The organism is Paraburkholderia sp. BL25I1N1, from assembly GCF_003002025.1.
GTDB lineage: Bacteria > Pseudomonadota > Gammaproteobacteria > Burkholderiales > Burkholderiaceae > Paraburkholderia.
Map to the genome: position 1 here is coordinate 200,228 of NZ_PVZB01000008.1, position 24,615 is coordinate 224,842.

At 57.6% G+C, this 24,615-nt stretch carries 28 protein-coding genes; 23 read left to right on the plus strand and 5 right to left on the minus strand.

What is annotated here, in order from left to right:
* Positions 1-185 precede the first annotated feature (185 nt).
* Entirely contained in the window at positions 186-476 is a 291-nt protein-coding gene (locus tag B0G73_RS14265; protein WP_106281726.1) for a helix-turn-helix domain-containing protein, read from the minus strand.
* Positions 477-817: 341 nt separating this feature from the next.
* Between B0G73_RS14265 and B0G73_RS14270 the strand changes: the two genes are divergently transcribed.
* From B0G73_RS14270 to lhpH, 14 genes are all read left to right on the plus strand, one after another.
* Complete coding sequence (locus B0G73_RS14270; RefSeq protein WP_106281728.1) at positions 818-1,351, plus strand: hypothetical protein; 534 nt, start codon at positions 818-820, stop codon at positions 1,349-1,351.
* A 376-nt stretch (positions 1,352-1,727) separates the two neighbouring features.
* Positions 1,728-1,904 carry a hypothetical protein gene (locus tag B0G73_RS14275; protein WP_181196546.1) on the plus strand — a complete coding sequence of 59 codons (177 nt, stop codon included), beginning with the start codon at positions 1,728-1,730 and terminating at the stop codon, positions 1,902-1,904.
* Positions 1,905-2,192: 288 nt separating this feature from the next.
* Positions 2,193-2,762, plus strand: a complete 570-nt coding sequence (locus tag B0G73_RS14285) for a hypothetical protein (protein WP_106281731.1) — start codon at positions 2,193-2,195, stop codon at positions 2,760-2,762.
* A complete protein-coding gene (locus B0G73_RS14290) occupies positions 2,750-3,208 on the plus strand; it encodes a hypothetical protein (RefSeq protein WP_106281733.1) in 459 nt (152 codons plus the stop codon). Before B0G73_RS14285 ends, B0G73_RS14290 begins: the two co-directional genes overlap by 13 nt.
* Positions 3,208-3,528, plus strand: a complete 321-nt coding sequence (locus tag B0G73_RS14295) for a hypothetical protein (RefSeq protein WP_181196547.1) — start codon at positions 3,208-3,210, stop codon at positions 3,526-3,528. Before B0G73_RS14290 ends, B0G73_RS14295 begins: the two co-directional genes overlap by 1 nt.
* A 13-nt stretch (positions 3,529-3,541) precedes the next feature.
* Entirely contained in the window at positions 3,542-3,781 is a 240-nt protein-coding gene (locus B0G73_RS14300) for an excisionase family DNA-binding protein (protein WP_181196548.1), read from the plus strand.
* 75 nt (positions 3,782-3,856) lie between these two features.
* Positions 3,857-4,069, plus strand: a complete 213-nt coding sequence (locus B0G73_RS14305; protein WP_106281739.1) for a helix-turn-helix domain-containing protein — start codon at positions 3,857-3,859, stop codon at positions 4,067-4,069.
* Between the two features lie 245 nt (positions 4,070-4,314).
* The gene (locus tag B0G73_RS14310; RefSeq protein ID WP_106281741.1) at positions 4,315-4,593 is read left to right on the plus strand and encodes a hypothetical protein; all 279 of its coding nucleotides are present in this window, start codon (positions 4,315-4,317) and stop codon (positions 4,591-4,593) included.
* Complete coding sequence (locus tag B0G73_RS41215; RefSeq protein WP_258193310.1) at positions 4,517-4,927, plus strand: LysR substrate-binding domain-containing protein; 411 nt, start codon at positions 4,517-4,519, stop codon at positions 4,925-4,927. Before B0G73_RS14310 ends, B0G73_RS41215 begins: the two co-directional genes overlap by 77 nt.
* A gap of 614 nt (positions 4,928-5,541) precedes the next feature.
* A complete protein-coding gene (locus B0G73_RS14320; RefSeq protein ID WP_106281743.1) occupies positions 5,542-6,441 on the plus strand; it encodes a LysR substrate-binding domain-containing protein in 900 nt (299 codons plus the stop codon).
* 152 nt (positions 6,442-6,593) lie between these two features.
* Positions 6,594-7,889, plus strand: coding sequence for an MFS transporter (locus B0G73_RS14325; protein ID WP_106281744.1), 1,296 nt, complete (start codon positions 6,594-6,596; stop codon positions 7,887-7,889).
* Between the two features lie 10 nt (positions 7,890-7,899).
* Complete coding sequence (locus tag B0G73_RS14330) at positions 7,900-9,159, plus strand: amidohydrolase family protein (protein WP_106281746.1); 1,260 nt, start codon at positions 7,900-7,902, stop codon at positions 9,157-9,159.
* Positions 9,160-9,212: 53 nt separating this feature from the next.
* On the plus strand, positions 9,213-10,160 hold the full coding sequence (gene lhpI, locus B0G73_RS14335) for a bifunctional Delta(1)-pyrroline-2-carboxylate/Delta(1)-piperideine-2-carboxylate reductase (protein WP_106281748.1): 948 nt from the start codon (positions 9,213-9,215) through the stop codon (positions 10,158-10,160).
* Positions 10,161-10,236: 76 nt separating this feature from the next.
* Complete coding sequence (gene lhpH, locus B0G73_RS14340) at positions 10,237-11,244, plus strand: trans-3-hydroxy-L-proline dehydratase (protein ID WP_106281749.1); 1,008 nt, start codon at positions 10,237-10,239, stop codon at positions 11,242-11,244.
* 538 nt (positions 11,245-11,782) lie between these two features.
* On the opposite strand, the gene B0G73_RS14345 is transcribed toward lhpH, so the two are convergent.
* Both B0G73_RS14345 and B0G73_RS14350 read right to left on the minus strand, forming a co-directional pair.
* The gene (locus B0G73_RS14345; RefSeq protein WP_106281751.1) at positions 11,783-12,061 is read right to left on the minus strand and encodes a hypothetical protein; all 279 of its coding nucleotides are present in this window, start codon (positions 12,059-12,061) and stop codon (positions 11,783-11,785) included.
* 991 nt (positions 12,062-13,052) lie between these two features.
* Positions 13,053-13,484 carry an RDD family protein gene (locus tag B0G73_RS14350; protein ID WP_106281888.1) on the minus strand — a complete coding sequence of 144 codons (432 nt, stop codon included), beginning with the start codon at positions 13,482-13,484 and terminating at the stop codon, positions 13,053-13,055.
* Positions 13,485-13,665: 181 nt separating this feature from the next.
* Here B0G73_RS14350 and B0G73_RS14355 point away from each other — a divergent pair, with 181 nt between their 5' ends.
* Complete coding sequence (locus tag B0G73_RS14355) at positions 13,666-14,928, plus strand: putative Na+/H+ antiporter (RefSeq protein WP_106281753.1); 1,263 nt, start codon at positions 13,666-13,668, stop codon at positions 14,926-14,928.
* A 685-nt stretch (positions 14,929-15,613) separates the two neighbouring features.
* Here the strand turns inward: B0G73_RS14355 and B0G73_RS14365 are convergent.
* Together B0G73_RS14365 and B0G73_RS14370 are read right to left on the minus strand one after the other, a co-directional pair.
* The gene (locus tag B0G73_RS14365; RefSeq protein ID WP_258193312.1) at positions 15,614-16,504 is read right to left on the minus strand and encodes a LysR family transcriptional regulator; all 891 of its coding nucleotides are present in this window, start codon (positions 16,502-16,504) and stop codon (positions 15,614-15,616) included.
* Positions 16,501-17,439, minus strand: a complete 939-nt coding sequence (locus B0G73_RS14370) for a LysR family transcriptional regulator (RefSeq protein ID WP_106281755.1) — start codon at positions 17,437-17,439, stop codon at positions 16,501-16,503. Before B0G73_RS14370 ends, B0G73_RS14365 begins: the two co-directional genes overlap by 4 nt.
* Before the next feature lie 148 nt (positions 17,440-17,587).
* Between B0G73_RS14370 and B0G73_RS14375 the strand changes: the two genes are divergently transcribed.
* The 8 genes from B0G73_RS14375 (at position 17,588) to B0G73_RS14410 (ending at position 24,565) form a co-directional block, all read left to right on the plus strand.
* Positions 17,588-18,418 carry an ABC transporter substrate-binding protein gene (locus B0G73_RS14375; RefSeq protein ID WP_258193313.1) on the plus strand — a complete coding sequence of 277 codons (831 nt, stop codon included), beginning with the start codon at positions 17,588-17,590 and terminating at the stop codon, positions 18,416-18,418.
* 43 nt (positions 18,419-18,461) lie between these two features.
* On the plus strand, positions 18,462-19,160 hold the full coding sequence (locus tag B0G73_RS14380) for an amino acid ABC transporter permease (protein WP_106281758.1): 699 nt from the start codon (positions 18,462-18,464) through the stop codon (positions 19,158-19,160).
* A 2-nt stretch (positions 19,161-19,162) separates the two neighbouring features.
* Positions 19,163-19,897, plus strand: a complete 735-nt coding sequence (locus tag B0G73_RS14385; RefSeq protein WP_106281760.1) for an amino acid ABC transporter permease — start codon at positions 19,163-19,165, stop codon at positions 19,895-19,897.
* Complete coding sequence (locus B0G73_RS14390; protein ID WP_106281762.1) at positions 19,875-20,603, plus strand: amino acid ABC transporter ATP-binding protein; 729 nt, start codon at positions 19,875-19,877, stop codon at positions 20,601-20,603. The genes B0G73_RS14385 and B0G73_RS14390 overlap by 23 nt, the downstream gene beginning before the upstream one ends.
* Positions 20,604-20,606: 3 nt before the next feature.
* Complete coding sequence (locus tag B0G73_RS14395; protein WP_106281763.1) at positions 20,607-21,893, plus strand: FAD-binding oxidoreductase; 1,287 nt, start codon at positions 20,607-20,609, stop codon at positions 21,891-21,893.
* A gap of 42 nt (positions 21,894-21,935) precedes the next feature.
* Positions 21,936-22,334 carry a RidA family protein gene (locus B0G73_RS14400; RefSeq protein ID WP_258193314.1) on the plus strand — a complete coding sequence of 133 codons (399 nt, stop codon included), beginning with the start codon at positions 21,936-21,938 and terminating at the stop codon, positions 22,332-22,334.
* A 131-nt stretch (positions 22,335-22,465) separates the two neighbouring features.
* Entirely contained in the window at positions 22,466-23,128 is a 663-nt protein-coding gene (locus tag B0G73_RS14405; RefSeq protein ID WP_106281765.1) for an RraA family protein, read from the plus strand.
* Positions 23,129-23,329: 201 nt separating this feature from the next.
* On the plus strand, positions 23,330-24,565 hold the full coding sequence (locus B0G73_RS14410; protein WP_374957008.1) for an aminotransferase class V-fold PLP-dependent enzyme: 1,236 nt from the start codon (positions 23,330-23,332) through the stop codon (positions 24,563-24,565).
* Positions 24,566-24,615 lie beyond the last annotated feature (50 nt).

The window sequence follows — 24,615 nt, forward strand, 5'->3', positions numbered from 1 at the left end:
AGCAATCTGCCGAGCGACGTCATGAATACCACATTTGATTCATGCTTCCTCGATGCCGCGCACTAGCCGATATGCTCGAGATATCAACTTCTGCTCTTCTCTCACGCGCCCATCAGCGCCTTGGGCTGCCACGATTCACTGGCGGCGTGATGTAGTCGAAAAATGGCTGATAGGCAGAGCGTAGCTTACGGAGCATCCGTCTTTTTCGGACGCCCGGTCTTGATAGGTTGGGGCGTTTCGGTTGGTTCGATGAGCAACTGCGATGGTTCCACTCCGAGCGCGTTAGCGAGCGAGACCAAGTTGTCCAGGGTGACGCCGTGCGTGCCTCGTTCAATGAGACCAACCTGATTCCGGTGCATCCCCGCCTTGGCGGCGAGGGTTTCTTGCGAGAAGCCCACCTTGCCGCGCAACAATCTTAGATTTGTGGCGAGCCTGAGCCGTGCAGCCATCTGCTGTGGTGTGGTGATGTCATCCATATGGACAGGAGCATTCCCTATCGGCAGCGATGAATCTACCCTATTTAAAGTGCCACTTTTTAAAGTGGCACTATTTACAGTTCATGTTTATCGTTTTAGACTGTCACGTATCCCCTGAGCCATCCAACGGTCGTCGTGACGGGGCAAGAGAATCCTAGTTCCGTCGACAGGCGGCTTTAGGCGTGGTGTGTTTTCACGTGGTCAGAAGTCCGTGATGAAAATGGTCAGTCGAACCGCGCCTCTTCCACGGCAACAAAGTTCGATGCGGATTTACTCCACGCGGACATTCAGATGCAACCGCGAATCGCCCAACCAGCGAAAGATGTAGAGGAGCAGCAGGAATGGCAGTCTATGTAGTCGAGCACGCCGAGTTCCGAGAACGCGAAGACCTAGCTATCGGCGTGTACTCTGGTCAGTTCGGCTACAGCCTGCGTTGTTGCCAGGAGCTGCTCGGTCCTTGCATTCAGCATGGCAGCTCGCGGGACATTTGGGCAGATGCGTACCACGCGCTGCATCGATACGAAAGCGCCGAGCTGGTATCTGAGAGGGGCGCAGTTGCCCCACCAGAGCCGGAAGCAACAACGAAAACAAAGCGAACTCGGGTTATGCACGTGACCTGTTTCGTTGAACGAGAGTGCGACCGTGTGCAAGACGCTGCCGGACGGTTCACAGTCTCTGTCGATGCGAAGGGACGGGTCCGCGGTGAAGCTGTGGCGACAAATCGGCCGACCATCAAGATTTCGGGCGTGCGCGTAGACCCTTGGCAGTCGGAGCCGGAAGTCGGTCTTGCAGTTTTGCTACATCTTGCGAGCATCGAGCACAACACCGCGGTAGACGACTTGATGGCCCGTATGCGGCGGGGCGACAAGCAATGATGTCAACGCTGCCCTCCGCCCACACCTGTTTGTGTCGGATTGAGTCCGCCATGGAGGAGCCTCGTTGTTGCTGAGCGCGCAGGCATCGGCGCGTGTCAGGTTGCAAGAAACATGAGACTCGAAGCACGTGTCATGCGGCCAATAGCGCAACGAGATGGCGTCGTAGTTCTGCGGTCTGAACTAAACCGCCTCGGAAGCCGCTTGCAGCTCACTCGCGTACTGGCGAATCGTGAACGTCGCGAACTGTTGATACGAGTCAGGGTTGGCACGAACGCGTCGGCAATGTCTCGCATTGACGTTGATTGCGAGGAAGACCTGGCGCACGCATGATTCGAAGTTGGGCGGAGATATGACCGGGACTGGGTGGAAGATAGCGATGCGCAGCATCGATGCGGAATTCGACATACCTCAATTTGTCGCTTCAGCGCTTGTGCGCACCATCGCATCCAACAACTTTCAACTGCCCGACTCAGCCCGCGAAAGGTTCGCAAAGCTGCCCAACAGCGTTATCGCCCGCATAGAACAAATCGTTCGCGAGGCTTGTCAGCCGTGACATATGAAGCATTGATTCGTGACGCGCTAGCCGAAGCTAATACAGACTCGACGCGAGTTCGTGCAGCGTTTGACGCGATTTTCGAATGCTGCAAGACAACGGGAGTGCCCGGTTCTCCTGAAGTGGCCGTCGACACCGCGCTGTGCACATTGCGCTTGTCTGCTGACGACAAAGACAAAGTGCGCCAGTTGTGCCGATGGGCGATACATGTAGCGCCCTTGGGACCGCTACCGCTGAGTCCGGACGCGGCCCTCGCCCTCGCTTTGCGTGCGCATCTGAGCGATGGCGATGACTGACTTTACCGAAGCGGAAGCTGCGGCGGTCTTGCACATTACCGAAGCCGATGTACTCCGCTTGCTTGCGGTCGGCGACCTCGCACTGGACCGCGACAGCGTTCTTGCATGCAGAGAGAAGCTGCTGCGTGGCCGGCCGCCTCGGCCGGGTGATACCGAGCATTCGTACAAAGTTGACGGACTGCTGGAGACGAATGTCACCGTCATCCTCGGCGACGGCACCGGCGACACAGTTCATATAGTGTGCGACGGCACGATGCTGTCATTCGGCGAGTCCAGGTGGCAGAGTGCGCGCAGCGCTCTAAATCGCCCGGACCCCAGAGGCCCGTTTCCCGTTGCCTCCGTGTTCACCGTCTTCGTGCATGAAGCCAGGATGGAAGGCCCGGTTGAATCGCAAGTACGCGCTTCGCTGCGCGTTGCGGTCCAGTGCAAAAACCGCTTGGCTTACGCGAGCATATATAGCACGCAGCACCGCATTGACCTGGCGCCAGTGCCTTTCGTTGTTGGGGACGATGTCGTCACGATTGCTCGAACAGTTTTTGAGACAGCAGCATGCGCGCAATAGCACTGAAAATCGAGATATACGACGGTGAGTACCGAGGCGATATGAGTGCGCTAACGCTCACCGCGACGCTCAGCGGAACAATTGAGGGTCTTGCACCCAATGATTTCCTTCGAGCAATCGTTGTGTTGCTCGAGATGAGCCAAAAGCGCTACGCGACGCCTAGTCCGGTGGGGCCTGCACTTACAGTTTTCGTTCGTCGCAAAGCGCCAGCGTTGCTTGCGCGAATCGACATCTCATTGCGGGGAGGAATCGCTAAAGCAAACCTGTCCTGCGACGGGATGCTTGGAATCAAAGCGGACGTCGCTGTAGCGGAGGGTGACGACGTAGTGAGCATCGCGCGTTCAGTGCTTGACGCGCTGTGCGACGAGTGCCAGCTATCAGCGCTGGCGGAGTCTCGTCTGAAGTCAGTAAGCCGCTCGGTACAAATCAACCTCGACGATTTGTGATGAATGTTCCCGACGACTTCCCGCGGGACGTCACCCCAGCGTCGCTGTCTGGCGCTCAGATGAAACTCGCCGGCCGTTTGATTGACGGCAAATTTGTTGTCGGTCAGACGCCCGAAGAGCGCTTCGAGCGGTGGGACCTGTGCGAGGACCTCGCGCAGCAGCTCGTACCCAAGGCACAGGCCGACGCCGCAAAATATCCGGGCAACACGCCTGACGTGACGCTGCAACGCGTGCGCAATGGACTGCAGAGAAAGGGATGGGTGTCGGTCGTCGAGATGGACTGGCTTATTGAGCGCCTGCGCACGCTTCTCGGCTGGTAGCAAGGAACAGAACATGGACTTAACCTTGACGGTCGCTGAAGCTGCCGTCTTGATGAATGTGTCGCCGGCTTATGTCGTAAAGCTAATCCGCGACGGCAAGTTACCTGCGAGCGCAAATGCAAACGGCACACACACGGTCGCCCGCCGGGATGCGGAGGCGTACCGCTTGAAAGCAAAACGACATGGGCGCAAGGCGCTGGAAGAACTCGCACGCCAATCGCAGGAAGTCGGACTCTATGACAAGCAAAGGTGACCGCAGACTAGGCCTTCATCGGAGTGGACCCGCGCATCTCGGGACACGGTTTCGCGCCTGTAACGGAGCACAGACATGACCATCGCGGAAGTCGCAGATTTCTTATTTGTCAGCCGCTCGCACGTTAGGCGACTCCTCGAAAGCGGAGACCTGCTCGGCGCACGTGGGGATGATGGCGAATACATTGTCGACGAGGAGTCGGTCCGGACGTACCGGCTAGAGATGGACGAAAGAGCAAGGCGATATCTCGACAGTCAGACAGAGGCCGACGAGCCGCCTGGGCTGTGACGACCGCGTGGAGTAGCTTGGCCTCAAGAAGCATCCGCGCGTTACGTTTGCCGGGGGGAAGCAGCGCGCACAAAGTCCCAGTGTTACACGGCATAAGAGAGAAAGTCGCAGTGGAGATTATGAGCACGGGTGATTGGCGCGGCCTGCTACAGCAAGATGCGCGAAATCCAGGCGCGCATAAACCCGCTCTTTCGTATAAGCGAGCCCGCGGTGCTGGGAGAACTTAAATCAAAACTGGAGCTGATATGCGATACGAGACTCTGATTGCCGACGCACGCGATGGCGAGCTGACAGAATCCACGCGCGTACGTGCCTCTTTTGATGCCATTTATTGCTGCTCTCCCGACTTGGAATCGATGGTGCAGTCGTTGACGGTGCTCGGGCTGAACGCAGACGACGCATCGTTTGTGACCCAATTGGCCCACTGGGTCTTGAACGTAGCGCCGCGTGGGCCGCTGCCCATGTCGCCAAGCGAGGCAGTGGCGCTCGCGGAGCGCGTTCACAAAGTCACTGGAGGCAAGTAATGCTGCACGTGACCGTCGGATTAAAGGCCTGCTTGACCACCAATGCATCCTTCTCGGGACAGTCGTCTACGCGCCAGACGAGTGGCAGCTACAGAGCGCTTCTGACAACGCCAGCTTTCGGCCGGCTGAACCGCATTTCAGCGTGAACGACCTCGACTCAATGTCGATGGCTCTTCGTGAAGGCGCTGGAATTGGTTTGATTGCCGGATTCACTGCGATGGACGACCTTCGCAGCGGTTCACTCGAGCGAGTGCTGCCGCAGTACCATACTCACGCGAGAAGTGTCTACGCGCTATACCCATCGCGTCGATGCGAAAACCAAGCAATTCATTGATGCACTGAAAACTCGTGTCGGCGACCGGCTCGCCGCCTATGCAAAAGAACTTCACTTGGAAGGTGCTACGGTCGGAACTTGCCCTCTAGACACGGTAGCTTTGGCAGCTGCATCCGACCGCATCGAGCCATCGGAGCTCCCGACGACTCGCTCTCTCAGCAGTCGCTTCAAACCTGATGAAGCGGTAATACTGCCAATTCCCGTCAATGTGATTGCTCGCGAAGAAGACGTTGTTTGCGGCACCTACACTACTTCGACGCGCTGTCTCCAGCAGCAAGCAGTCGTCGCCCGTCGCGAAATGATTGCAAATAGAGATTGGTGCCACCCAACGACTTCAGAGAGCGCATTCGCGCGAATGGGAAGCAAGTTGAGCGGCTGCACGCTGATGGCAGTCTGTTTAGTGCCGAAGTGGCCGGAGCCCACTTCACTCCGGCCGCGTCGGTAGACTCCGCGCGCAATCGACGAGGCTTGCAGACAATATGCAGATTCATTTCTCCGCTATCCAAGCGACTTTTGTTCGGCCGTGAAGCTGTCTGCGGACACTCATGACCGTCGGCTGACGTCGTTGGGCTATCCTGTTGCTCTAACACAACCTGGACAGTCCGCCGAACGCTATGGCTCTCTCTCCGTTACCACCACTCGCATGTCTGCAAGCATTCGAGGCTAGCGCCCGTTATTTGAGCTTCACTCGCGCGGGGCAGGAACTGCACTTGTCCACTAGTGCTGTGAGCCGCCAGATTTCTCAACTCGAAGATTTCCTGGGACGCCGGCTGTTCGTGCGGGAGCACAACGCCCTAAGGCTCACGCCGGCCGGGGAAACCTATGCGGTGGATGTGCGGCGCATGTTGGAGCTGTGCACCAGCGTTACCTCGAGTCTGATGGCTCGCGTTGTCAGGTCTCGACTCACGGTGTCCTGTTCGGCTGGCATTTCGGTATTCTGGCTCGCGCCGAGAATCGGCTCGTTTATCGACGGTAATCCCGATGTGGACTTGCGCATCATTGTGCGGGACCACTTTGGAGCCGTCTCGCCAGCGGAATACGATGTAGGCATTTTCTATCTGCGCAACGCCGAGGTGCCCGGGACGCACACACGGAAGCTTTTCGACGAAGAGGTCTTTCCGGTGTGTTCGCCTACCTATCTCGATGGGCGCAAACTGAAGCCGGTGGAACTGCTGACTTGTACGCTGCTTGTTCTTGAGGACGCAGAGCGGAGCTGGATGTCGTGGCACACCTGGTTCGAAAAGGCGGGCCTTGAACGACCAGCGCTCAATCAAACCATCATCGTCAACAGCTACCCACTCATTGTCCAGCTTGCGACGCATGGCAAGGGCGTCGCGCTCGGTTGGAACCGGGTTATCGACCCGCTCCTCGAGCACGGCGCGCTCGTCAGGGCATCAGGCTCTCACGCCACAATGGGCGGCTCCTACTTTGTCACCTGGCCATCAGAGCGCGCGGAAACACCGGCTGCCCGTCGGTTCCGCGAGTGGGTAATTAGCCAGACACCCGCTTTCTGACGTCCCCCGTTGCAAGCCTCTGGACGCGGTTGCGTTTTTTGCAAGCGCGTTTGCGAATTTAGCGTTATGCGACCGTCACGCCAAAAATTACATTGATTGCGTGACGAATCGCGGACGCTCACCTCGCAAAGCGACAACTCAGAGAGGTCTAAATGGCAACGAGTGCATCAAACGGCATACTGGTGGGCGAGCCGCCCGCAAGGACGGTAACGCGCCGGAAGGCGATTTTGGCCACCGTCATCGGCAGCGGTCTGGAATGGTTCGACTTTTCCGGGTACGCGTTCTTCGCCGCAACTATCGGTAAGCTATTTTTCCCCGCAGGCAACGAGACAACGTCGCTGCTGTTATCACTGGCAACCTTTGGCGTTGGTTTCGTGATGCGACCGCTCGGCGGCATCGCTTTCGGCATCTACGGCGACAAGGTGGGTCGCAAGCGAGCCCTGTCGCTCGCCATGCTCGTCATGGCGCTCGGCTCGGGCATCATTGCTTTCGCCCCTACGAATCAATCTATCGGCATCGCCGCGCCGTGTCTTATCGTCATCGCGCGATTGCTGCAGGGCCTGTCCGCTGGCGGTGAAATGGGCGGCGCTACTGCGTTCCTGACCGAACATGCTCCAGCTAAACGCCGTGCTTTCTATTCGAGCTGGATTCAGACTAGCATTGGTTTCGCCGTGGTCATCGGCAGCCTTAGGGGTACGCTCATCACGTCGAGCATGTCGGCTGATTCGCTGACCGCATGGGGATGGCGCATTCCGTTTTTCATCGGCATGCTGGTGGCCCCGGTTGGTTACTACATCCGGCTGAAAATCGAGGAAACGCCCGAGTTCGTATCGGAGAAGCACCACACCAACACGCCGCTGCGTGACGTCATTCGCGAGTATCCCCGCCAGGTGCTCTCCAGCCTGCTGATGGTCGTACTGTGGACCGTCTGCACGTACGTCATCCTCTTCTACATCCCGACTTATGTTGTGAAGTATCTGCACATGACTCAGCGTGAGGGCTTCACGTCGGGCGTCGTCAGCGGCGTCGTGCTGATGGTCATGGCGCCCGTGTTCGGGGCACTGTCGGATAAGGTCGGCAAGCGGCGGGTCCAGTCGGTTGCTGCGCTCGCCATTCTGGTGGCCAGCTATCCACTGTTCTCTCATCTAATCAAATCGCCTGACTTTGCCACGCTGTTGACCTTCCAGGCGATTTTCGGCGTGCTCATTGCTGCATACACCGGCCCGATTCTGGCTCTCTTCACGGAAATGTTCCCGAGCCGCGTCCGTGCGACCGGATTGTCTTTGGCCTACAACGGCGCCGTGACCATCTTCGGTGGCTTTGCCGCTTTCATCATCACCTGGCTTACCCAACACACGGGTGACGCCGAGTCTGCGTCTTATTACATCATCTTCGCCGCGGTGGTTAGCCTGCTCGGCATCTTGCTGACAAAGCCATACCAGACTTGAGGAAATTCACATGAACATGTTGATATTCGAAGGGGTGAATATATTCGACCCCGCAACGAAGAAACGCCAGACGAACACCAATGTCTGCATCGCCGGCGGGAAGATTGCGGCAATAGGGCAGATACCATCGTCGTTCGCCGATGCCCGCAGGATAAGTCTTCCCGGGCGTACCGTCTTGCCGGGCCTCATCGACCTGCACGTCCACGTCGTCGCGTCGCACGCGAATCTGGGCGCTAACGCGATGATGCCAAACTTCCTCGCTGCGTTCAGGACGTTGCCCATCCTGCGCGGCATGCTGAATCGCGGGTTCACCACCGTTCGTGATGCAGGTGGCGCGGACTTTGCAATGTGCGATGCTGTCAACAGCGGCGTGCTTTCGGGCCCGCGCATCCTGTCGTCGGGCAAGGCGTTATCGCAGACTGGTGGGCACGGCGACTTCCGTCAGCGCAATGACAAGCTTGACGATGCCTGCGGGTGCCTGGGACGTCAGGGAGCGATTGCCCGGGTGGTCGATGGTGTCGAGGCGATGCGCCTGGCAGTACGCGAAGAACTCCTCAAAGGTGCTTCCCAAATCAAGATAATGGCGTCGGGCGGTGTTGCTTCGCCCAACGACCCCATCACCAACACCCAGTATTCGGAAGATGAAATCCGTGCCGCGGTCCAGGAAGCGGAGGCTGCCGGGACTTACGTGATGGCACACGCCTACACCGCTCGTGCCGTCCGGCGGGCCGTCGAGTGCGGGGTGAAATGTATCGAGCACGGAAACCTCATCGACGAGGAGACTGCCCGTCTGTTGGCGGAACGTGGCGTAGCGGTTGTGCCCACAATCGCCACTCTCGACCGTCTCGTTGAACAAGGTCCTGCGCTCGGTTTCCCCGCTGAATCGCTCGCAAAGATTGAGGGAGCGCGCTCCGTGGGTCGGCAGGCGCTTGCACTGATGGCGCGCGAAGGCGTGAAGGTCGGATTCGGCTCAGACATGCTGGGAGAATTGCACTCCTTCCAGTCCGACGAGTTCGCGGTTCGGGCAGAAATCGTCGGCAACGTTGAAGCCATCCGGTCGGCAACCTGCGTTGCCGCCGAAATCACGGGTGAAGCAGGCGTGCGGGGAACGGTCGCCGTCGGAGCCGTGGCTGACCTCATCGTGGTCGACGGTGACCCGATTGAGGACATTTCCCTTCTGCTGGGGCAAGGCGAACACATTCCCGTGGTCATCAAGGCTGGAGTGTGTATGAAGGAGGCCGGCCGACTGCTCGAGCCAGTCGCAGAGTGAACTGCTGGCGCGCGGCATCGGTCGCGCCCACCCCTCCAAAGGCGAACCCGAACATGACTTCTCTCAGCACCCGAAATTTCGACGCCCATGCAACTGCTGCGCTGCTGGACTATCCCTCGCTGGTGCGCGTTCTTCGGGAAACCATCATCGAATACGGCGCGGGAGACATCGTGAGTCCCGAGCGCCTGGCCATTCCGATGCAGGAAAGCGGACTGATGCTGTCGATGCCTGCCAGTGCTAAAGACATCGCCATCCATAAGTTGGTGACCGTGTGTCCTTCGAATGGAAAACGCCAGCTTCCGACCATCCATGGTCAAGTCATCGCATGCGACGCGCACACCGGGGAAATGTTGTTCGTGCTCGACGGGCCGACGGTGACCGGGCGGCGGACGGCAGCGGTCACTGTGCTGGGCATCCAGACCCTGCATGGCAGGGCTCCGCGCGAAACTCTCATCATCGGCACAGGAAAACAGGCGGCTAACCACGCGGAAGCTCTCGCGGCTTCCTTCCCGGAGGCCAAACTGTTCGTCAAGGGCAACTCGCAGGCGGCCGCGGAGGCCTTCGTGGCTCGGAGCCGGTCGGTAGCACCGAACCTGTATGTCCTTGATGGCGACGTGATTCCCGACAGCATTGAAGTCGTCATCACCTTGACAACCAGCAAGTCTCCGGTCTACACCTTAACGGCGCGACCTGGCCGTCTCGTTGTCGGGGTCGGCGCTTTCACGGCAGACGCAGCGGAAATTGGCAAGGAAACCGTCGACGGAAGTTTCCTGGTTGTAGACGACCCTGTCGGCGCAATGCATGAAGCGGGCGACCTTATCCAGGCTAGGGTTGAGTGGGCCTCAGTTTCTTCGCTAGCCAAGGCACTAGCTGGCGAGCTGAAGCCGAGTGCGCCGATTCTGTTCAAGAGTGTTGGCTGCGCTGCGTGGGACTTGGCCGCGTGCCGCGTAGCGCGTTCGGCGCTCGACTCAAACGCCCGTCGAATCGGCGCTGATATGTAAGTAGCGTCGATTTAAATCGCTGCCGTCCCGTGCGGTGAGCAAAAGCAGGGCATCCACAGATTTCACCGAAGCAAACATGAAAATCACACGCACCATCTCGACTGTTGAAGTTCACACCGGCGGTGAAGCGTTCCGCATTGTCACCAGCGGTCTTCCGCGCCTGCCTGGCGACACTATCGTCAAGCGACGCGCGTGGCTGAAGGAGAACGCCGACGAAATCCGCACAGCCCTGATGTTCGAACCTCGCGGTCATGCGGACATGTACGGCGGTTACCTGACGGAGCCGGTTAGCCCGAACGCTGATTTCGGCATCATCTTCCTTCACAACGAAGGCTACAGTGACCATTGCGGGCACGGTGTCATCGCACTGTCGACGGCGGCGGTCGAGCTGGGGTGGGTGCAACGTCAGGTGCCCGAAACCCGCATCGGTATCGATGCGCCGTGCGGATTCATCGAGGCATTCGTGCAGTGGGACGGCGAGCACGCGGGCAGTGTCCGTTTCGTTAATGTGCCGTCCTTTATCTGGAAGCGAGATGTCACTGTCGAGACCGCGTCGTTTGGCGCGGTCAAGGGCGACATCGCCTTCGGTGGCGCATTTTACTTCTACACGGACGGCGCGCCGCACGGTCTTGAAGTGCGCGAGTCTTCTCTCGAAGAGCTCATCAAGTTCGGCGCCGAAGTGAAGGACGCTGCAAATCAGGCATTCCCGGTTCAGCATCCCGACATTCCGGAAATCAATCACATCTACGGGACCATTGTTGTCAACAAACCGCGGCATGAAGGTTCCACGCAAGCCAACTGCTGTGTGTTTGCCGACCGGGAGGTGGACCGTTCGCCGACTGGCTCTGGAACAGGCGGTCGCGTCGCTCAACTTTACCTACGCGGCGAATTGGGCAAAGACGAGACGCTTGTAAATGAGTCTATCATCGGGACTGTTTTCAAAGGCCGCGTTCTCAGCGAAACGACCGTCGGCAACTTCAAGGCAGTCATCCCGGAGGTGGAAGGCAACGCATACCTTTGCGGCTTTGCGAATTGGATTGTGGACGAGCGTGACCCCTTGACTTATGGGTTCCTGGTTCGATAGACCGCCTTTATTCGTACCATTTGTCGCGGAAGCTGCCAGCCAGAATTCGGCGCCTTTTTCGTCCTGAAATCATCCGGGGACTCCCGACAAGTGGGTCGTTGGAGGCGAGCGCAAGTTCATAGAAGCCTTCACTGTGGCCGAAGACGATGCCTGCGATTGCAAAGCGTTATTGATATTGCGAGACCTACCGCTTGAAAGCAAAACGGCGTGGTCGTAGGGCGCTGGAAGAACTCGCGCGCCTCTCGCGAGCTGCGGACTGGCACAACAAACAAAAATGAGCGCGGACCGCTCTTTAGTCACCCGCGTCTAACCAAGCCCAACCACGACCATCGCTGAGGTCACGAACTTTCTATTTGTGAGCCGGCCGCACGTCAGACGACTGCCGGGAAGCGGAAACCTGCGCGGCGCACTGGGATATGAGGGCGAGTACCTCGTCCATGAAGGGTCCGTCCGGACTCACCGGGAACAGTGAGACGAAAGGCAAGAGCGATATTTCGACACTCAAGCGGACGACGAACCGCCTGGGCGTTAACACCAGCTAAGCCTCAAAGAGCGTCCGCGCTTGGTCGAGAAGCGCAGATGCCGAGAGAAGCTCCTTGCGTCCCGCCATCGTAAGTGCCGAGGCCGCGGTTTGCGCAAAGAGCTCTCCGTTCGAAATTCGTGGAACGTCCTGCTCGGCGATGCGTGCGCGTCGAAGTCGGAAGAACGCCAGAATCCCGAGAGCATCCAGTCTCCGCTCTTCCGACGCACCCGACGCCACCCGCTCTACCGCTGCAACCAACCGATTGATTGCACCTTCATACTCGACTTGCTCCATGGATTTGCTCCGCACCCTCAGTCAACATAGCTCGCCACGAGGCGAACTGGTCCATTTAAATTGCCGGCCAGATGAAGCCGTTCTCAACCGTCAAGACCTCACTGGCTCCCAGCAGCGCGGCGCTTGCCGTTGCCGACCTAGTCGCCATCGAATCCACGTCGTGGCCATCTGGACAGCGACGCTGACCCGGTGCACCGTCCTGCTGGCTAGGCGCTCTTGCTGACACGCTCAATCGGAGCGCGAGATGAGCACTAACTGACTTCCAGTTCACCGCAGCGCAGCCTATCCATCCTCTGGTTGCAGGTGCTGCCGGAGCTGTCATTCTGGCCAGCGCTACGGGTATCGCGGCAATGACGGGCCTCTTTCGGCGTCCCGCGCTGTAACGGCGCCCTCCGCCCCAGACTATGTCGGCCGCGGCACAAATCGCCAGCGCGCCAGTTGGGTCACCGCAGCGAACGCCGAGCCACGGGCTGCCCACGAGGAAACGCCCTCCCAGCCACGTGCGCATCACCGCCCCAACGCGCCGGTTGAGCAGGGCGCGAGGTTTGCGAACAGCGACGCTTATCAATCCTCGGCGAGACCCACGCCGAGGGCAGTCGCTGTTGACCCGAAGCCTTCAGACACGTTCCAAGCATCGTGAGATGCCCGTCGGAGCCAGCGTCGCCCGTCAGCCGTTCGCCTCTGGGCGCTAACTTCGCCGCCCTGTCCGGTATCTCAAGGCTATCCCACAGTACCGGTTGTCCGGCGACCGCTGCCGTTGATGTCCGACCAGTCGCGCGGCTGCGCCGGTCAACGGGCAGCAGTACGTATACGGCGCAGAAGGGGCATGATTTCGCGCGGGACATGCTGCGCGGAGAAATCTGGCCGCGCGAAAGCGAGACCTAGGCGATGGAGGAAATCTCTACGGAATTTGAAGCGGTGCGAAACCAGCGAGCTACTGCAAGTGAACGTCGGACGGCTGGTTTGGGAATCAAGATGACGGGTTGCAAGTCTATGAAGAAACAAGGTATTCGCTAACGACAACAGTATTTGCTATCCGGTCATGCAGCGCCTGCCGTCGCGGATTGAACGGAACCCATAGAAATCCCGCTCCGTACGTTGCAAAGGTAAGCATATAGCCCGCTGTGCGCAAGAAAGCTTGCCCGACCGTCATTGGCTCACCTGTATCCGCATCCACGATTCGCAATCGCAAGACGCGCTTACCGGGAGACGTACCCCATACGGCCCAAAGAATGCCAGTCACGAGAATCGGAACGCACTGGCCTACCAGTAGCCATAAGACAAGGGTCGAAGCAAAGGCGGCAGGCGCCCGCGGCAGGTCTTGAGTCGACGGTCCGAGAGGCACAAAGAGCACGATGACGGTCCACCAAAGCGAATCAATGAACAAGGCACGGGCGCGCTGGGAATAGGTGGCGTAGCGCATGGTAATGTCGGATTCTCCAGGCGATTGCAGCATCAGTCAGCTGGCCTTCGTCCAGCGTTTCATCTTAGCCTGAGCAGGTGCCGCGAATGCAACGTCGCCGCCGCTGAAATAATTGGTGCGTAGGGTGTTTGTAATATTATGACGGGTCGTCAACACGAAAGCGTCTCCAGCACTTTGTTCAATGCCCCATTCTGTTGAAATTTCTGCCGCCGTTATCTTTGCCCTTGCTCTCATTCATACGTTCGCCGTCGCACGCATTGAGAAGCTCTCGCACCGTTTCCCACGGCATGCGGGTGTCTTCCACTTCCTCGCGGAGGTGGAGGTCGTCTTCGGATTCTGGGCGCTGATTCTGTGTCTCGTGATGTGGGCGCTCGTCGGGTCACACGTGACCATCGAGTACCTGGAGCATCGCGAGTTTACGGAGGCGCTGTTCGTCTTTGTCATTATGGTGGTCGCCGCGAGTCGACCTATTCTCGTGCTGGTGACGACCATTGTGATGCGGCTTGCGCGGTTTCTGCCTGTGCGCACGGAGGTTGCCGTTATCTGGTTCTCTCTGTGCGCCGTTCCCCTTTTGGGCTCCATCATCACTGAACCTGCGGCGATGACACTCGCCGCGCTATTGCTGCGCGACACCCTGTTCTCCGCGCGAAGTTCCGAGCGGGTGAAGTATTTCGGCCTGGCGTTGCTTTTCGTGAATGTGTCCATCGGTGGGGTCATGACGGCGTATGCAGCACCGCCGGTGTTGATGGTCGCGAGTGCCTGGGGTTGGAGCACCGGGTTTATGGCAGCCACCTTCGGATGGAAAGCAGCGCTCGCAGTTGTTTTCAATGCTACGGCTTTCGTCGCCCTGATTGCCAGGAGCGTGCCGACGTCCCAAGGGAGCGAGGGTGGTACAACCTCATCGTCCCAACGCGTTCCGGTTGGCGTCACGCTAGTCCATCTCGGGTTTCTCGCGCTTGTCGTCATCAACTCCCACCACGCTGTCGTGTTCATCGGGGCGTTCCTCTTTTTCCTGGGCTACACGCACGCTTACGAACGCCATCAGTCGCCTCTCATGCTGCGCGAAAGCCTTCTGGTTGCTTTCTTCCTTGGTGGCCTGGTTGTGCTCGGCGGACTACAGCAATGGTGGCTTCAGCCGATAGTGCGTTCCATGGATGCGTTGACACTGTATTTCGGCGCAACAGGTCTGACGGCAGTTATGGACAACGCTGCCATCACCTATCTCGGGTCGCTCATACCTGGCTTATCAGACAGCGCAAAGTACCTGCTCGTGGCGGGAGCGGTGACGGGCGGAGGATTGACGGTGATTGCGAATGCTCCGAACCCGGCCGGCCTCGCGATACTCGGAAACCGGTTTGAGGGAGGCGCAGTCAGTCCGATGAAACTGCTCGGCGCCGCGCTCATGCCAACCATAATCGCAGGCCTAGCCTTTCTGGTTTTATAGGCAGGTTCGGTGGTTGATTGGCGTTGCCGTGCCCTATTTAGACACTTTAGCCGAGGGAAAGCGCATTGTAGTCCTCACGCCCTGACCTACGGACGCTGGTCTTATTCGAGGAATGGAACGGCACCCAAGAAGAGTGGCTCAGCGAGCAGCTGTTGATTTGCGCCGCGAACTGACCCACTTTTTGCATCTAGAATTGACCCACCCCTGATTTCTAGCGGAAGTCGGTCAGTTCTATGCGCGTATCAACAGCAGGAGCAACTGTGGGTGCGCATTGACGCGTGTGAGGACCTTGCTAGCCAGCTATCCGCGTATGCATCGCGAAAGATTGCTAGCTCGGGCTTGCCGCTCGACGTGGCGTTGACCCGCGCCGAGAAAGGGGTGAGAGTGAAGGTCGACGCCGGGGAATGGGATTTCTCGCAGCGCGGGGTGGCTTGGGTCATGAAGCGCACGCGGCAACTGCTGGCTGCGACCAATGACTAGCGAGCCCGTCCGTTGGGAAAGCCGACGCAGCCGACGGAAACAGCAGGTTCTATTCCACGGCTACCTCGGTAACACTTATCCTGCGCCAAATCGCTCATTGCAGCTGGTGAATTCGGAACGAGTAGTCTCCTCTGCGTGCGAGCTGTGCCGTAGGGAGCTGATGGCGATAGATGTAACTGCGAGATAAACGTGGCGGGGCTCGAACTTAAGCCGACGCGCTGCACTGACGAGCAATCTCTGCGACAGAGTATCCGATGCGCGACTGTGGGTTGTTCATGAAGATGGCACAGTAGCGCAACGACGGCGCTGGGGGCCGGGTACGTACCATCTGCAGACGCCCCGTCGATACATAGTTGCTCACGATTGACTCTGGTAAGCAACTGATGCCAATTCCCGCTTCAATCAATCCCGCCATCGCCAACACGCTGCTGCCTCCAAACAAGCGTCTTGGTTCCACGCCCGCTTCACTAAACAGGCGCCTGCATAGCTGCGTGATGATGGACCGCTCGTCCTGTTCAATGACAGCAGACTCAGACAACTGTTGCAGTGTGACCGGTGTGTCTGCGGGGAATATACCAGGGGCACAGAACCACGCGAACGGAACCGAATTCAGTTCGACGCGGGTCAACGCCTTCGGCATCTCAGCATCAGGTATGAAAGCCATATCAAGCGAACCTTCAAGTACCTTCGCACGAAGTTCTACTGATAGGTGTACCAGCTCAGGTTGAACAAGGACGTTGGGATATATATCCTTCATTTTCCCGACGAAGCGAGGAAACCAGGTTGTTGCAACGAGCTCAGTCATTCCAATTTGAAGTATCCGAGCAACGCTGCGCGTCGAGGACTGGAGTTCTTCAAGGTGAGCGACACTCTCCAATAGGTCCTTGCACAACGCAAATAGCTCTTGGCCTTTCGCAGACAGTTTCGATTTGTTGCGTCGTGACTCGAAAACTGGTTCAACAACGATGGCGTCGAGTTCTTGGAGGCGCTTGGTCGCGGCCGACTGTGTTATGTGCAGTTTGTTTGCAGCGCGGTCAACAGTGCCGAGGCGAGCCACCCAGTAAAACGCTTCGAGTTGCTTTATTGTCAACATCATCGCATCTCGCTGTGTTTCCTGGCTTTCGCGAGCGCCTGCAACTGATACGACATCTCGAAGTCGCAGCATGATTGCGACAATCCGGTAATCCTTTGATGGAAAGCGGTCGCTGCATCAGCGCGCGTCAACGCAACATAAGGGATTTCGGGGAGCGGCGGATTTACTTTCACCTCACGCAACACACCCGTACCTATCAGAGGCGAGCAAACAGCGGTTGGAAGCAGCGCTATCCCGAGCCCCGATAGGGCCATGCCTGCAAGGGCCACCAGACTCGCAGTTCCGACGCTGCTTCGGCTGCGGCCTCCTGCTTTTGCGAGCCACGGTTCAATGACAGTTGCGATACCTGAGGGTGCCTGTTGCATCAGCAGAGGGTATGCAGCCAATGCGCTGGCCGGTATCTCTGTCAATGGTGCATTGAAGGTTGGGCTGCAGCACCAGTGATGACGAACGTTTGCCAAGGGCAATGAGGGCAAGGTAGCCGACTTGAATACATCGGGAACGAACGCCAAATCGATTTCGCCAGCAATCAGCCCCTCGTGCAGAGCGAGACTGTGGTCAACAACAAGTTCCATGGTCACCGAGGGAAAGGAGGCGCGCATAAGTCCCATGAGTCGCGGCAGCCATGTAAGCGCGCAGAGTTCTGTCACCCCGAGGCGCACCTTTCTGTGAATCACGTCACTTCTGGCAACGGCATCGATGATTGCGTCCCGCTGCCGAAGAATGGTGCGTGCGCGCGCCAGCACCTCTCCGCCTTCCAGCGTCAAACGCGCGGCACGTCTCGTTCGGTCCAGCAAGGGCCAGCCGAACAGCTCTTCAAATTCCTTGATATGGCGGGACACGGCCGACTGCGCGATGCCAATTCTTTCGGCGGCCCCCTCAAACGTGCCCGTCTCCGCAAGGGACACCAAGGCCTCTAACTGTCGAAAGGTGGTCATAGGGAAATCCCGCCCGTTTCATCTCAATTTCGCATGAAGAAATATCGAAAAATATCTCTTTCTCTAATTATATAGTTTTGGGATGATTTCTCAATGGCGGCGGATTCAATGTGGATTTCATCGCGGCCTTCCTATTACGGAGACGGAATTGAAAACGACCTTCAAATTGCTGTGCCTCGCATCAGTGCTCGCTACCAGCGCCTGGGCAAGCATCGCCCACGCCGACGAACTCGCCGACATCAAATCACGCGGTACCCTGGTGTGCGGCGTGCTGAGTACGTTGCCTCCATTTGGATTTCAGGACCCGAACACCCGCGAAGTTGTCGGGTACGACGTCGATTTCTGTAAGGGGGTTGCGAAGCAACTCGGCGTGAAACCCGAGCTGAAGGTCATGTCGCTCGACTCGCGCATTCCGGAACTGACTCAGGGCCGTGTCGACATCCTAGCTGCGGTTCTTGGCTATAACGCGCAGCGTGCTCAGCAGGTCGAATACTCGAAGGCCTATTTCGTCAGCCAGCAGGTTATGGCTGCGAAGGCGACCAGTCCCCTCAAGCATCGTGACGACCTCGCTGGAAAGCGGGTCAGCACCATCAAGGGCTCCAGCAACATCCCGGTGATTGAGCGTGTCCTTCCGACGGCACAACTCGTGAGCTATGACGATGGCCCGTCCGCATTCATGGCTCTGGTGCAGAACAAGGTTGACGGCTTCGTGCTCTCGGAAACGCTCATGCGACGCTTCATCGAGAAGCTCGGCCCCAATGCGAATCAGATTTCCGTCCTTACACCTGCAGTTGGCATTGAATACTGGGGACTCGGCTTGAAGAAGGGTGAGCCCAAGCTGCTCGAAGCCGTGAACACTGCCCTCGACAACATGGAAAAGAGCGGCGAGTCCCAGCAGATTTTTGAGAAATGGCTTGGGGAAAAATCCAGTTTGAAGATGGCCCGCACCTTCAAGACCGCGCAGATTCCGACGAACTGAGCAAGCTCGAAAGCAGCAAGGCGTCGTATTAAAGGAGTTCCTGATGTCTCTACACCTCGACTTCAGTGCAGTCTTCGCCGCGCCCTACGGACCGGAGCTGATTAAGGGCGCCAAGCTCACGCTCGCGCTGACAGCTGAAAGCTGGATTTTGGCCGTCGGCCTTGGAACCGCTCTCGCGGTTGTACGAGCCACCGGGAACAAGATAGCCGAACGTGTCGTTGCGGGCTTCGTCGCCTACCACCAGAACGTGCCAATGCTGGTGCAAATCATCCTGTGGTACTTCGGCGTTCCCACGTTGCTGCCAGACAGCTGGCAAAGCTGGGTCAACGCGCACAACGGCGAGATGTTCTTCTCGGGCATCGCAATCGGGCTTTGTATGTCGGCTTACTTCTCTGAAGACATCCGAAGCGGATTGCGGTCGGTTCCTTGGGGGCAGCATGAAGCGGCACGCTCTCTCGGCCTGAGTTATGTGCGTTCGATGCGATATGTGATTTTGCCGCAAGCGTTTCGCGTTTCGATGCCGCCATTTATCAACCACACCGTTCTACTGTTCAAAAACACCAGCTTGGCCATGGTCGTGGGCGCTGCAGAAATGACCTACGCAGTTCGTGAGGTAGAGAACCAGACGTTCCGAACCTTCGAGTCCTATGCCATCGCTACCGGCTTCTATCTTGCTGTTTCACTTGGCCTGATGGCGCTCGGAGCGATTGTGTCACGGCGTAGCAGCGTTCCGACGAGGTAGTCATGATTGACATCATCAGAGACAACTGGCTGGTTTTTCTGATTGGGCAATATCCGAGTGGTCCGTTGGGCGGCCTCGCGCTGACACTGATTCTGTCGGTTCTCGGTCTGGGCCTTTCTTTCCCGATTAGCGTTGGCCTCGCGTTGTGCCGGACGGGGTCAATCAAATGGCTCGCATCTGCGGCGACAGTGTTTGTCTACATCATCCGCGGCATTCCGCTGGTGATGCTGGTCTTCTGGACATATTTCCTGGTGCCGGTTCTGCTCGGTCATAACGTTTCAGGTGTGACCGCGCTGCTTTGTACGCTCGTCATCTACGAAGCTGCGTATCTGTCGGAAGTTATTCGGGCCGGTCTCGTCTCGTTGCCGAAGGGGCAGACTGAAGCAGCACGGGCGCTTGGTTTGGGCTACTGGCGGACGACGTGTTTTGTGCTCCTGCCGCAGGCACTCTACAACATGGTTCCGAGCATCGTCAGTCAGTTTGTGTCGACCATCAAAGAGACCTCGATTGGCTACGTCATCAGCGTCCAGGAGCTCACGTTTGCTGCCAACGCTGTGAACAACAATCTGCTGACCCGTCCGTTCGCTGTCTTCATGATTCTGGCGCTGACTTACTTCGCGGCATGCTTTGCCCTGACTCAAGTGGCCCACCATCTCGAACGCAGCGTAACCCGCCGGCGCTGCCGCACGGACGTTGTAACCAGGAGTTTGGAAAATGATACGGTTCTCGAAGGTTAACAAGTTTTACGGCACACACCACGTCCTCACTGATGCAACCGCAGAGGTAAAGAAGGGCGAGGTCGTGGTGGTATGCGGGCCGTCGGGTTCCGGAAAGTCCACGCTCATTCGTACCATCAATCGGCTGGAAGAGATTCAGTCTGGAACGATTGAACTGAACGGTCGCGACGTCCATGCGAAGTCGACGAACGTGAATGAGTTCAGAACGGGTGTCGGCTTCGTGTTCCAGTCTTTCAACCTTTTCCCGCACCTATCCGTCACAGACAACATTTGCCTGGCACCCGTCAAACTGGGCAAGAAAAAGCCTGCGGATGCGAAGAAGCAAGCTATGACGCTTCTCGAGCGGGTTGGTCTCGCGCACAAGGCAGATGCTTACCCTCAGCAGCTTTCCGGCGGTCAGCAGCAGCGTGTTGCAATTGCGCGGGCACTTGCCATGGAGCCTCCGGTCATGCTGTTCGATGAACCCACGTCAGCACTTGACCCTGAGATGGTCGGCGAAGTCCTCAACGTGATGAAGTCGCTCGCAAAGGATGGAATGACGATGGTGTGTGTCACGCATGAGATGAATTTCGCACGAGAGGTATCGGACACCGTCTGGTTCATGGACAACGGTGTAATTCTTGAGCGCTCGGCACCGAACGAGTTCTTCACTGCGCCGAAGCATGCACGAGCCAAGGCATTCTTGTCCGACATCCGGTCGCATTAAATCATGACGCATCCGAAAAATAACGGCGCAGCATCGCGTGGCGTGACAGTCCTTGGAGCGGGAATCGTCGGACTGTCCATCGCACTCAAGCTCCATCTCGATGGCTTCAAGGTTACGGTGGTCGAAAAGGGCGAGCCAATGCATGGCACATCGTACGGAAACGCCGGATACCTGTCGGAAGCCAACATCTTTCCGCCGGCGTCGCCGCACATGCTGCGCCAACTGCCAAAATTCATGCTGTCGAAAGAAGGCCCCCTGGTTATCAAGCCCGACTATGCGACCAAGATGATTCCTTGGGCTATCAAGGCAGTAGCGGCGCTCAAGCCGGCTTCTTATCAGGATATTTTGACTGGGCTGGCAAGCTTGACCACGCTCGCATACGAGAGCTTTGATGAGCTTCTGACCGCCGCCAACGCGCAGCAGCTCCTCACGCGCGAAGGCGGATTGGTCGCGTTCCGGACGCTCGCGGGCCTTCAAGCAAAATGTCGCTCTTTGCCAATCTGGAATTCGTTTGGCTTGGCGGCTGAAAGAATTTCAGCAGAACTAATTACAGAAATGGAGCCGGAGCTTAGTAAGGACATGGTTGGCGGCATCTTCTTCAAGAACTCTGGCCGTTGCAGCAATCCCAGGGGGCTGGGTGAACTCTACGTCAAGCGGCTCAGGAAGGCGGGCGTCGAATTCAATACCGATGAAGTCCGCGGCATTGAAAACGTAGATAGCGGCGTTCGGATTCATACCGCAAGTGGGTCCTTCGTCACTGACCGCGTGGTCCTGACTATGGGATTTCAGACCGGAGCGCTTCTGCAGCGTCTTGACATTAAGGTGCCGCTTGTATCGGAGCGTGGTTATCACCTCATGCTGCCGTCTTCAGATGTACGCCTCAAGCGTCCAATTGTCTTTGGCGAGCCGCACTTTGCCGCAACGCCGATGGACGAAGGCTTGCGTCTCGCGGGCACTGCTGAATTCGCGCGAGCCGATTCGCAGCCCAACATGGACCGTGCATGGATGCTTCTCAAACTTGCGAAGCGCTACCTGCCTAACGTAAATGAGGCGGATGCGACGCCGTGGATGGGCGTGCGCCCTTCGTTGCCCGATGGGCTTCCCGCAATAGGTTTGATGCGAAACGCACCGCGAATCGCCTATGCATTCGGCCACGCTCACAACGGACTAACTCTATCTGCAATCACAGCTCGCTGTGTGTCTGCGCTCATGCAAGGCAAAGAAGCACCCGTCGACCTGGAGCCGTATCGTCTTGAGCGGTTCCTTCACCACGAGCACGCGACCGTTTAGTAACCCAACGCCGTTGCTGGGCGCCGACCCTCGATGGCTCAAATGAAGTCTTTGGAAATCATGAGCAAAAACCAACTTACCCGTTACCCGAGCCCTCTCACCGCGCCGTTGTCGAAAGCGGTCAGAGCAGGTGACTTCCTGTTTCTCTCAGGCCAGACGCCAAAGGACGAGAAACTGCAGCCGCTACGCGGAGACATCGAAGTGCAAACCCGAAATGTCCTGGAAACCATCGCGGCGTCCCTCGCTGAACTCGATTCCAACATGACCCAAGTGGTGCGCGCTACGGTATGGCTCTCCGACATCAAGCTGATGTCTCGTTTCAACGCCGTGTATGCGGAGTTCTTCAAGAACGCGTTACCGGTGCGGAGCACTGTCGAAGCACAACTTTCACAAGGGGTCGATGTGGAAATCGAGGTGACCGCGTTCGCGCCTGCTCATTAGGCCAGGTTGCAAATGGTTCGTCCTCGACGTGACGTCGACCCCGAGGTGAGGATTGGTTTTCTATCCTCTCCCGGCCCCTGTTGTTCAACCCATGATGCTCTAGTGTTTGGCATCCTCGAACGGAGTTTTTCATGAGTCTTCCCGGTTTTCGGATTAACCCGGCGCCGAATGTTGCGCCCGAAGGTGTTATCGACCGTCTGAAGAACGTTGTGACGCCACACCTTAGCGACAACATGGGTCGCTTGGTCGGAGCAGTCGGACTCACACGTTTTAACAAGACTGGCAAGTTGGTCGGGACGGCATTCACGGTGAAGACGCGCCCGGGCGACAATCTCATCATCTACAAAGCGCTGATGATGATGCAATCCGGCCATGTTCTGGTCGTTGACGGGGGTGGGGAGCAACACAACGCATTAGTCGGCGAACTGGTAAAGCTACATGCTGAACAACACGGTTGCGTTGGATTTGTCATTGATGGCTCTATCCGTGACGTTGCAGCATTTGAGGCTTTTCCATGCTATGCCCGTAGCATTAGCCACCGCGGGCCATACAAGGACGGTCCGGGCGAACTCAATGTCCCGGTTTCCATCGGCGGACAGGTTGTGAACGCGGGTGACCTGGTTGTTGGCGACGAAGATGGTGTCGTGTTCTTCCCGCAGGATAGCGCGGAGGAGTTGTTGGCTCTTGCGAGCAAACATGCTGAAAAAGAGCGAGGGATTCAGGACGAGATTGCCACTGGCCGACGTGAACAGCAATGGATTGAAAAACTGCTGCATGACAAGATAGTCACGTAAGCGAGTCCACGGGGCCGGCGTAAAGCAGGTCAATCGCTTTCTCGGAGTGCCTAGGCAACATCGCGATGTGCTCAAGCGAAGTGGCGGGACCCTGATTGACTGGCGTCGCGCAGCGCAGCGGGACAAGTCAAATTCGTTAACAAATGCATTACGGGAGTATGTCGGATGAGCAGCCGCGGAGAGTTCTTCTCGGAACCTTTGATGGAAGAAATCAAGGGCCGATTCCACCATGTCGACGCCGACGCCGACGGACAAAGACGGCTGTTCTTCGACAATGCGGGTGGCTCGTTCCGCCTAAAGGCAGCTGTTGATTCGTTAAGCGCTTTGGATACGGTGCCTGACAATCCCGAACGAATACACGGCCGCGCTCTTCGGTTGCAGGAGGTCATGGCGCGCGGAGAAAGTGACATCCAGACTATTCTCAACGCACGGGATGGAAGCATCTTCACAGCGCTGACGGCGTCTGAGGCGATGTTTGACATGGTGCGAGCCATCATGGAGAACGTCCCGGGAGGCAATGCCGTTACGACTATCCTCGAGCATCCGTCATCGTTTGACTCGATGAAGATGTATTGCGAGCGTACAGAGAGGGAGTTGCGGGTCGCACCAAGTAACCCTGAAACGGGGGGTGTTGACGTCGACGATATTGTAAAGCTGGTAGATGGCGATACCGTTCTACTCAGCGTCATGTACGCGTCCAACATCTCGGGAGCTAAGTTTGACCTCGCGGACATCGTCGAGAAAGCGAGAGCGAAGAATCAGGACCTTTACATCGTCGTGGACGCGGTCCAGCATGCGCCCCATGGCGTGATAGACCTCCAGAAGACACCTGTCGACGGTATCAACTTCGCACCGTACAAGTTTTTTGGCTGCCGCGGCTCGGGTATTGCATGGCTTTCTCCGCGAGTTGCTAAGTTTCCTCATCATCGACTTCTCGCAAAGCCACAAGATGCATGGCAATTAGGCACCCCGACTCCGGGCCAGTTCGCGATGGTGACCAAAATCGTCGACTATGTCGCTTGGCTAGGCGCGCGCTTTAACGACTCGGAGGACCGTCGTGCACTGTTTCTCGAAGGCATGCGTCGCATCGAACTGCAAGAACGAGCTCTCCTCTTGGCATTACTTGACGGGCAAGGCGCGCAGCGAGGCTTAAGGCATATGCCTGGTGTCGAGGTGTATTGGGACCATGACGACTTCACTCGTCGCGACCTTATAGTAGGCATTGGCTTCTCAAACCTCGAAGCAACTGAGGCGGTGCGCGAATATGAGAGGCGAGGCGTTATCGTCTACGAACGGGTTGAGACCAGCGTGTACTCAGGACGGATGCTTAAGTCGTTTGGCTTGAAAAGTGCCGTACGGCTCTCACCGCTTCACTGTCATTCACGCGCCGACATCGAGCGTTTCCTCGTTATCACGGAAGAACTCCTGACGCTGTAACCGGCTCCTGCAGATTGGTGCTTCTCGGCAGGAGAAAACCGTCCTTTGCG

Coding starts and splice junctions, on each gene's coding strand:
- B0G73_RS14385 (WP_106281760.1), top strand. CDS start 19,163: ATGATTGACATCATCAGAGACAACTGGCTGGTTTTTCTGATTGGGCAA.
- B0G73_RS14330 (WP_106281746.1), top strand. CDS start 7,900: ATGAACATGTTGATATTCGAAGGGGTGAATATATTCGACCCCGCAACG.
- lhpI (WP_106281748.1), top strand. CDS start 9,213: ATGACTTCTCTCAGCACCCGAAATTTCGACGCCCATGCAACTGCTGCG.
- B0G73_RS14400 (WP_258193314.1), top strand. CDS start 21,936: ATGAAGTCTTTGGAAATCATGAGCAAAAACCAACTTACCCGTTACCCG.
- B0G73_RS14365 (WP_258193312.1), bottom strand. CDS start 16,504: ATGATGTTGACAATAAAGCAACTCGAAGCGTTTTACTGGGTGGCTCGC.
- B0G73_RS14405 (WP_106281765.1), top strand. CDS start 22,466: ATGAGTCTTCCCGGTTTTCGGATTAACCCGGCGCCGAATGTTGCGCCC.
- B0G73_RS14310 (WP_106281741.1), top strand. CDS start 4,315: ATGCGATACGAGACTCTGATTGCCGACGCACGCGATGGCGAGCTGACA.
- B0G73_RS14320 (WP_106281743.1), top strand. CDS start 5,542: ATGGCTCTCTCTCCGTTACCACCACTCGCATGTCTGCAAGCATTCGAG.
- lhpH (WP_106281749.1), top strand. CDS start 10,237: ATGAAAATCACACGCACCATCTCGACTGTTGAAGTTCACACCGGCGGT.
- B0G73_RS14350 (WP_106281888.1), bottom strand. CDS start 13,484: ATGCGCTACGCCACCTATTCCCAGCGCGCCCGTGCCTTGTTCATTGAT.
- B0G73_RS14300 (WP_181196548.1), top strand. CDS start 3,542: ATGGACTTAACCTTGACGGTCGCTGAAGCTGCCGTCTTGATGAATGTG.
- B0G73_RS14265 (WP_106281726.1), bottom strand. CDS start 476: ATGGATGACATCACCACACCACAGCAGATGGCTGCACGGCTCAGGCTC.
- B0G73_RS14285 (WP_106281731.1), top strand. CDS start 2,193: ATGACTGACTTTACCGAAGCGGAAGCTGCGGCGGTCTTGCACATTACC.
- B0G73_RS14410 (WP_374957008.1), top strand. CDS start 23,330: ATGGAAGAAATCAAGGGCCGATTCCACCATGTCGACGCCGACGCCGAC.
- B0G73_RS14325 (WP_106281744.1), top strand. CDS start 6,594: ATGGCAACGAGTGCATCAAACGGCATACTGGTGGGCGAGCCGCCCGCA.
- B0G73_RS14270 (WP_106281728.1), top strand. CDS start 818: ATGGCAGTCTATGTAGTCGAGCACGCCGAGTTCCGAGAACGCGAAGAC.
- B0G73_RS14345 (WP_106281751.1), bottom strand. CDS start 12,061: ATGGAGCAAGTCGAGTATGAAGGTGCAATCAATCGGTTGGTTGCAGCG.
- B0G73_RS14370 (WP_106281755.1), bottom strand. CDS start 17,439: ATGACCACCTTTCGACAGTTAGAGGCCTTGGTGTCCCTTGCGGAGACG.
- B0G73_RS14290 (WP_106281733.1), top strand. CDS start 2,750: ATGCGCGCAATAGCACTGAAAATCGAGATATACGACGGTGAGTACCGA.
- B0G73_RS14275 (WP_181196546.1), top strand. CDS start 1,728: ATGCGCAGCATCGATGCGGAATTCGACATACCTCAATTTGTCGCTTCA.
- B0G73_RS14380 (WP_106281758.1), top strand. CDS start 18,462: ATGTCTCTACACCTCGACTTCAGTGCAGTCTTCGCCGCGCCCTACGGA.
- B0G73_RS14355 (WP_106281753.1), top strand. CDS start 13,666: ATGCCCCATTCTGTTGAAATTTCTGCCGCCGTTATCTTTGCCCTTGCT.
- B0G73_RS14390 (WP_106281762.1), top strand. CDS start 19,875: ATGATACGGTTCTCGAAGGTTAACAAGTTTTACGGCACACACCACGTC.
- B0G73_RS14305 (WP_106281739.1), top strand. CDS start 3,857: ATGACCATCGCGGAAGTCGCAGATTTCTTATTTGTCAGCCGCTCGCAC.
- B0G73_RS14295 (WP_181196547.1), top strand. CDS start 3,208: ATGAATGTTCCCGACGACTTCCCGCGGGACGTCACCCCAGCGTCGCTG.
- B0G73_RS14395 (WP_106281763.1), top strand. CDS start 20,607: ATGACGCATCCGAAAAATAACGGCGCAGCATCGCGTGGCGTGACAGTC.